This is a genomic window from Streptacidiphilus neutrinimicus, assembly GCF_000787815.1.
Classification (GTDB): domain Bacteria; phylum Actinomycetota; class Actinomycetes; order Streptomycetales; family Streptomycetaceae; genus Streptacidiphilus; species Streptacidiphilus neutrinimicus.
Genome location: NZ_BBPO01000155.1, coordinates 1 through 6,430, shown reverse-complemented (window position 1 = coordinate 6,430; position 6,430 = coordinate 1). Strand labels below are relative to the sequence as shown.

The window sequence follows — 6,430 nt, the reverse complement described above, 5'->3', positions numbered from 1 at the left end:
GCCCGAGGCCGCGCCGGTGTCAGGCGCGCCGGAGGGGATCGTGCCGGAGGCGCCCGGGTGCGTGGGGGTGGCCGGCGTCGTGGGCGTGGTCGGCGTCGTGGGATGCGTGGGGGTGACCGGCGTGGTCGGCGTCGTGGGGTGGGTCGGGGTGACGGGGGCGACCGGCGTGGTCGGCGTGGAAGTCGGCGTCACGGTGAACGAACCCGTGAAGGACTCGGTCTGGCCGCTCTGGTTGGTGCAGCTGACCGTGACCCCGTGCGCGCCGGACGGGATGTCGGGCAGCACCGTCGCGCTGCCGGTGAACGCCTGCGGGTCGTCCTTGCCGATGGTCGCCTGGCCGCCCGCGAAGAACTGCGAGGAGATGCTGTTCAGCTTGACCGCGTCGTTCGGGCAGGTGCCGCTCATGGTGACGTTGCTGCCGCCGTAGATCGGGGCCGAGACGTCCTTGGCCGAGGTGATGCTGATGACCCCGCCGGATCCCGAGGGCGTCGACGCCGAGGCGGAGGGAGAGGGGGTCGCGGCGAACGCCGGAACGGTGGTGAGGGCGACGGCCCCGAGGGTGAGTGCCGCTCCGGAGATCAGAAAGGTCTTCATCGCATAACCTGCTTCGCTGGCTCCCGGACCGTTCTCCGGTCCGTACGGGCCGTTCGGCCCGCACCACCAAGGTCCTTCGGCAGGGATGCGTGCAGGGTCATCCGATCGGTGGATCGGGGGGATGAACCGGTCTACTCCAGCAGGCCGCGTCGCAGCGCCTCCGCGACCGCCGCCGCGCGGTCGGAGACGCCGAGCTTCGCGTACAGGTGCTGGACGTGGCTCTTGACCGTGCTCGGTGAGAGGAACAGCTCGGCGGCCGCCTCGGGCACGCTCTTGCCGGCGGCGAAGAGCTCCAGCACCTGGCGCTCGCGCTCGGAGAGCACCGGCTCGTCCGACTCGTGCCGCAGCCGGATCTCCGCGGCGAGCCCCGTGGCCAGCCCGGCGGGCAGCACGGTCGCGCCGGACGCCGCCTGGGCCACCGCGCCCACGATCTCGTCCCGCGAGGAGTCCTTGAGCAGGTACCCGGCCGCGCCCTCCTGGACCGCCTTGAAGACCAGCGCGCTCTCCTCGAAGGCGGTCAGCAGCACCACCCGCGTCGGCAGGTCGTCGCGCACCACCGCGTGGACGACGGCGATGCCGTCGAGGCCCGGCATCTGGTAGTCGACCAGGGCCACCTGGGGCCGGTGCTCACGGATCGTCGCGAGGGCGTCGCGGCCGTTCTCGGCCTCGGCGACGACGTCGATCCGCCCGCTCTGCACGAGCGCCCGGCACACGCCCTCCCGGTACAGGGGGTGGTCGTCGGCCACGACGACGCGGATCTTCGCGTTCTCCAGGACGGTGCGTCCCATGGCCTCACCGTCCCGTTCCTCCGCCGCCGCTCCGGTCCCCGACCGCGTCGGCCGTCGTGCCGTCGGTCGTGCCGTCGGTCGTGCCGGCGCTCGCGCCGCCCGTCGCGTCACCGGACCGGGCCCGGTCCAGCGGCAGCGTGATCCGGGCGGCGGTCCCCTTCGGCGTGTTCGCCGTGAGCACCATGGTGCCGCCCGCCTCCTCGACCCGCACACGCTGCGCGGCCAGACCGATGTGCCCGTCCGCGAGACGGTCGCCGAGCGCCAGGTGCCCCTGAGGCAGGCCGACGCCGTCGTCCCTGACCTCCAGCACGGCGACCGGTCCCGTCAGGGTCAGCGTGACCTCGACGTGCCCGGCCTCGGCGTGCCGCACGACGTTGCTGAGCAGCTCGCGACCGCACTGGTAGAGCACCCGGTCGGCGTCGCGGCCCGCGGTCGTCGCGTCGCTGGTGAAGCGCACCTCGAAGCCGCCGCGCCGGGCGGACCGCAGGGCCAGCTCCTCCAGCGCCCGGGCCACCCCGGCCCGCTCCAGCACAGCGGGATGCAGCTCGGTGACGGAGGAGCGCAGCTGCCGTGCCGCGTCGCGCAACGCGCCCTCCGCGCGGCCGAGGGACTCCGCGAGGCCGTCGCCGTCCGGTGGCGTGCCGCGCGCCTCGTCCAGGTCGAGCCGGGCGGCCAGCACGCTCTGCAGGGGTCCGTCGTGCAGCGCCTCCGCGAGGTCGCGCCGTTCGCGGTCGCCCGCCGCGACGGTGCGGGCCAGCAGGTCGGAGCGCTGCCCCGCCAGCTCGGTGATCATCCCCACCCGGGACTGCTGGATCAGCGAGAGCACGACGGCTGCGATGCTGACCATCGCGATGAAGAGCGCGTGGCCGACGGTGAACTGCAGGTCGGGGTTGGCGTGCAGGTGACCGAGGCCCGAGGCCGCCGCGTAGGTGAGCGTCGCCGCCGCGCCGGACAGGGCCGTGATCCACGGCCGTAGCTGGAAGGCGGCCAGCAGCGGGATGAACACGAAGGCGTCCTCGCTGAAGGGCGAGGACCAGCTCGGATCGGTGAAGTCGCCGGAGACGACCAGGATCACCGTCAGCAGCGGCAGGTCCACCAGCGGCACCGCGTAGGCGAGCGGGCCGCGCCGCTGCTCGTTCCACGAGGCGACCATCATCCCGGCGCTCCAGGCGGCGTAGAGCGCGGTGAGCGCCACGGTGGCCCACAGGTGCTCGCGCGGCCGGATCAGCAGGATGACGGCGAAGGCGACCACGACCACGGAGACGCGCAGCGCGGCCTGGACCCGGACCGCGCGCCGCTGGTGGGCCCGCAGGATCTCCTCGACCGCGTCCTTGTCCGACGCGTCGGGAATCCCGGGGGACCAGATGCGCATGGCTTTCAGTCTGCACCGCTGGAGCCGTCCGCACCGTTCGAGGCGCGGCACGTGCGCGAAGCGGGGAGTCCATACCCTTGACCCTGTGTTCGTCTCCCGCCTGCGCCGTGTCGCCGTGCTCGTGCTCGAAGGCGCCAAGCCGCTGGACGTCGGCATTCCGGCGCAGGTGTTCACGACCCGGGCCAGCATGCCCTACGAGGTGCGGGTCTGCGGCGCCTCCCCCGGGCTGGTGACCGGCGGTGACGGCCTGTCGTACCACGTCGCCCACGGCCTGGACGCGCTCGGCTGGGCCGACATCGTCTTCGTCCCCGGCTACCGGCACCCCGACCGGGAGGACCCGCCCCCGGAGGTCGTCGCCGCGCTGCTCGCCGCGCACGAGCGCGGCGCCCGGCTGGCGGCGATCTCCACCGGAGCCTTCGCGCTGGCCGCGACCGGTCTGCTCGACGGCCGCCGCGCCACCACCCACTGGCACTACACCCGCGCGCTGGCGGCCCGGCATCCGCGCGTGCGGGTCGACGAGAACGTCCTGTTCGTCGACGAGGGCAGCGTGCTGACCTCCGCCGGGGCTGCCTCGGGCATCGACCTGTGCCTGCACGTGCTGCGCGGCGACCTCGGGGTGGCCGCGTCCAACCACGCCGCCCGGCGGCTGGTCGCCGCGCCGTACCGCAGCGGCGGTCAGGCACAGTACGTGCCGCGGAGCGTGCCCGAGCCGATCGGCGAGCGGTTCGCCGCCACGCGCGAGTGGGCGCTCGGACGGCTCGGGGAGGCCCTGAGCCTGCAGTCCCTGGCCCGGCACGCGGCGGTGTCCCCGCGCACCTTCTCCCGGCGGTTCGTGGAGGACACCGGCTACACGCCCATGCAGTGGATCCTGCGCGCCCGGGTCGACCTGGCCCGGGAACTGCTGGAGCGCTCGGAGCGCAGCGTCGAGCAGATCGCCGCCGACGTCGGGCTGGGCACCGGCGCGAACCTGCGGCTGCACTTCCAGCAGATCCTGGGGACGACGCCGAGCGAGTACCGGCGCACCTTCACGCGCGGCGAGTAGACCTCGTCGGCGCAGGTGGGCGGGGGCTCGGAGCGGGATTGGCACCGGGCCGGCGGGATCTTGGCGCGATCCTTGCGGACCGTGGCGCTCCTGCCACGGCCGCGGAACGGCCCGGCGCGAAAGGGTGGAGGTGCTCACCCAGAGGAAGGGACACCACCCATGACCCGCATCGCGATCAACGGATTCGGCCGGATCGGACGCAACGTGCTGCGCGCCCTGCTGGAGCGCGACAGCAAGCTCGAGGTCGTCGCCGTCAACGACCTCACCGAGCCGACCGCGCTCGCCCGGCTGCTCGCCTTCGACACCACCGCGGGCCGCCTGGGCCGCCCGGTGTCGGTCGACGGCGACGCGCTGGTCGTCGACGGCCACCGGATCACCGTGCTGGCCGAGCGCGACCCCGCGCGGCTGCCGTGGGCGGAGCTGGGCGTGGACGTGGTGCTGGAGGCGACCGGTCGCTTCACCTCGGCGGAGGCCGCCCGCGTGCACCTGACCGCGGGAGCCCGCAAGGTCCTGGTCAGCGCCCCGTCGGACGGCGCGGACGTCACCCTCGCCTACGGCGTCAACACCGAGGCCTACGACGCGGACCTGCACACCGTCGTGTCCAACGCCTCCTGCACCACCAACGCGCTCGCGCCGCTGGCGAGCGTGCTGGACGACCTCGCGGGCATCGAGCACGGCTTCATGACGACCGTCCACGCCTACACGCAGGAGCAGAACCTCCAGGACGGCCCGCACCGCGACCCCCGCCGGGCCCGCGCCGCCGGCGTCAACATCGTGCCGACCACGACGGGCGCCGCCAAGGCGATCGGCCTGGTGCTCCCTCAGCTGGACGGCAAGCTGTCCGGCGACTCGATCCGGGTGCCCGTGCCGGTCGGCTCGATCGTCGAGCTCAACACCACCGTGGCCCGAGACGTCACCCGCGACGAGGTGCTGGCCGCGTACCGCGCGGCGGCCGCGGGTCCGCTGGCCGGGATCCTGGAGTACAGCGAAGACCCGCTGGTCTCCGCCGACATCACCGGCAACCCGGCCTCCTCGATCTTCGACTCCGAGCTCACCCGGGTCGACGGACGCCACGTCAAGGTCGTCGCCTGGTACGACAACGAGTGGGGCTTCTCCAACCGCGTGGTCGACACCCTGCACCTGCTCACCGGGGCGAGCTGACCGAGGCGCTTCGTCCCCCCGGGGCCTGGACAGGCGGGCGGCCATGGGACAGGCTTCGGCCCCATGACCGAGCCCTCAGTCCAGGCCGCCCCGAGCCCGCTGCTCCTCCGGGAGGTCGTCGCCGTGGCCGAGGACATCGCGGCGGTGCTGAAGGCGCGGCCCGACGCGGACGTGCCGATACCCGGGGCGAGTTGGTCCGTCGGGGAGGCCGCGGCACATCTGGCCCTGGCCAACGAGCTGATGGCCGACCTCGCCCGGGGCGTCGAGCGCCCCTACGGCGACGGCACACCGGACTCGCTCGCCGCCGCCAACACCGAGTCGCTCGCGGCCTTCCCGCAGCGCGACCCTCTCGTCCTCGCGGACGCGATCGTGGCACCCGCGCGGGACTTCGTCACCGCCGCCTCGGAGCGGTCGGCGGCGGACCCGGTGGTGACCCCGATGGGCCCGATGGACCTGGGCGTCCTCGGCTCCTACCTGCTCGTGCACATGCTCGGCCACGGCTACGACCTCGCCCGGGCGCTCGGCCGACCGCACATGATCGACCGTCAGCGGGTCGAGCTGTCGCTGCCGTTCCTGCTCCTGGCCATGCCCCGGGTGGTCGACCCCCGCACCACGGCCGGCGTGCGGGCCGACTACGCGATCGGCCTGCGCGGCGGCGACCGTTTCGGCGTCCGGATCGACGACCAAGTGGCGCAGGTCAGCCCGCGGCCGCCGCGCCGCCCGGACTGCACCATCGTGACCGAACCGGTCACCTTCCTGCTCCTGGCGCTCGGGCGCTGCGACCCGTGGGCGGCGATCGCCCGCGGCCGGATCCTCGCCTGGGGTCGCAAACCGTGGCTGGCCGCAGGCTTCCCGACCTACTTCACCGCGCCGTAGCGCAGCGCAGGTGCCTCCCGGCCTCGTTTCAGGGAGTGGTGCTGCCGGTCGGCGTGGAGCTTCCCGTCGGGGTGGTGCTGCCGGTCGGCGTGGAGCTTCCCGTCGAGGAGGGCGTGCCGGTGGGCGAGTCCGTGGGCGAGGCGGCCGATGTCGGTGACGTCGATCCCGACGGCGGCGGGGAGGCGGAGTCCGACGGCGAGGTGGTCGTGGGCGTACCCGTCGGTCGCGTCGACGTCGGCGTCGACGTCGTGGAGCGCGCGGGGGCCGGGGCGGTGCTCGCCGTGGTGGCTCCGGCCGCCGTCGGCGTGCCCGCCGGGGGCTGAACGGCGGCGGGCGCCGACTGCGTCGCGATCGCGGCGGCGGACGGGGCCGTCGCGGTCGCGGTGCCGTGGGCGGGGGGAAGTGCCGCCGTGGCGGAGCGGGTGACGGTGGCGGGCCGGGCCGAGGTCGGCGTCAGCGTCGGCTTGAGGGCCGTGGTCACCGCGCGCGTCGAGGCCGGGGCGGCGGCTGCTGCCGACGCCGGGTGGGCGGTGCGCAGCGGGGTCGTGGCTCCGGCCAGTGGGCCCGGACTGCTGGGCGCGGCGCGGAGCGCCCAGC

At 74.5% G+C, this 6,430-nt stretch carries 8 protein-coding genes; 5 read left to right on the top strand and 3 right to left on the bottom strand.

From position 1 onward, the window contains the following. From TR48_RS44850 to TR48_RS37935, 3 genes are all read right to left on the bottom strand, one after another. On the bottom strand, nt 1-594 hold a 594-nt coding region (locus TR48_RS44850; RefSeq protein WP_042375426.1), incomplete at its 3' end, for a hypothetical protein. A 131-nt stretch (nt 595-725) separates the two neighbouring features. Beyond that, nucleotides 726-1,382, bottom strand: coding sequence for a response regulator (locus TR48_RS37940; protein WP_042375422.1), 657 nt, complete (start codon nt 1,380-1,382; stop codon nt 726-728). A 4-nt stretch (nt 1,383-1,386) separates the two neighbouring features. After that, a complete protein-coding gene (locus tag TR48_RS37935) occupies nt 1,387-2,754 on the bottom strand; it encodes a sensor histidine kinase (protein ID WP_052443384.1) in 1,368 nt (455 codons plus the stop codon). Between the two features lie 85 nt (nt 2,755-2,839). Here TR48_RS37935 and TR48_RS37930 point away from each other — a divergent pair, with 85 nt between their 5' ends. The 5 genes from TR48_RS37930 to TR48_RS46165 all read left to right on the top strand — a co-directional run. Then, nucleotides 2,840-3,796 carry a GlxA family transcriptional regulator gene (locus TR48_RS37930; protein ID WP_042375420.1) on the top strand — a complete coding sequence of 319 codons (957 nt, stop codon included), beginning with the start codon at nt 2,840-2,842 and terminating at the stop codon, nt 3,794-3,796. 159 nt (nt 3,797-3,955) lie between these two features. Continuing rightward, a complete protein-coding gene (gene gap / locus TR48_RS37925; RefSeq protein ID WP_042375418.1) occupies nt 3,956-4,957 on the top strand; it encodes a type I glyceraldehyde-3-phosphate dehydrogenase in 1,002 nt (333 codons plus the stop codon). A gap of 63 nt (nt 4,958-5,020) precedes the next feature. Continuing rightward, on the top strand, nt 5,021-5,833 hold the full coding sequence (locus TR48_RS37920) for a maleylpyruvate isomerase family mycothiol-dependent enzyme (protein WP_042375415.1): 813 nt from the start codon (nt 5,021-5,023) through the stop codon (nt 5,831-5,833). A gap of 53 nt (nt 5,834-5,886) precedes the next feature. Beyond that, nucleotides 5,887-6,156 carry a hypothetical protein gene (locus TR48_RS37915; protein ID WP_152628414.1) on the top strand — a complete coding sequence of 90 codons (270 nt, stop codon included), beginning with the start codon at nt 5,887-5,889 and terminating at the stop codon, nt 6,154-6,156. Between the two features lie 87 nt (nt 6,157-6,243). Continuing rightward, nucleotides 6,244-6,430 (top strand): hypothetical protein (locus tag TR48_RS46165; protein WP_042375411.1); only part of this gene is annotated, 187 nt, incomplete at its 3' end.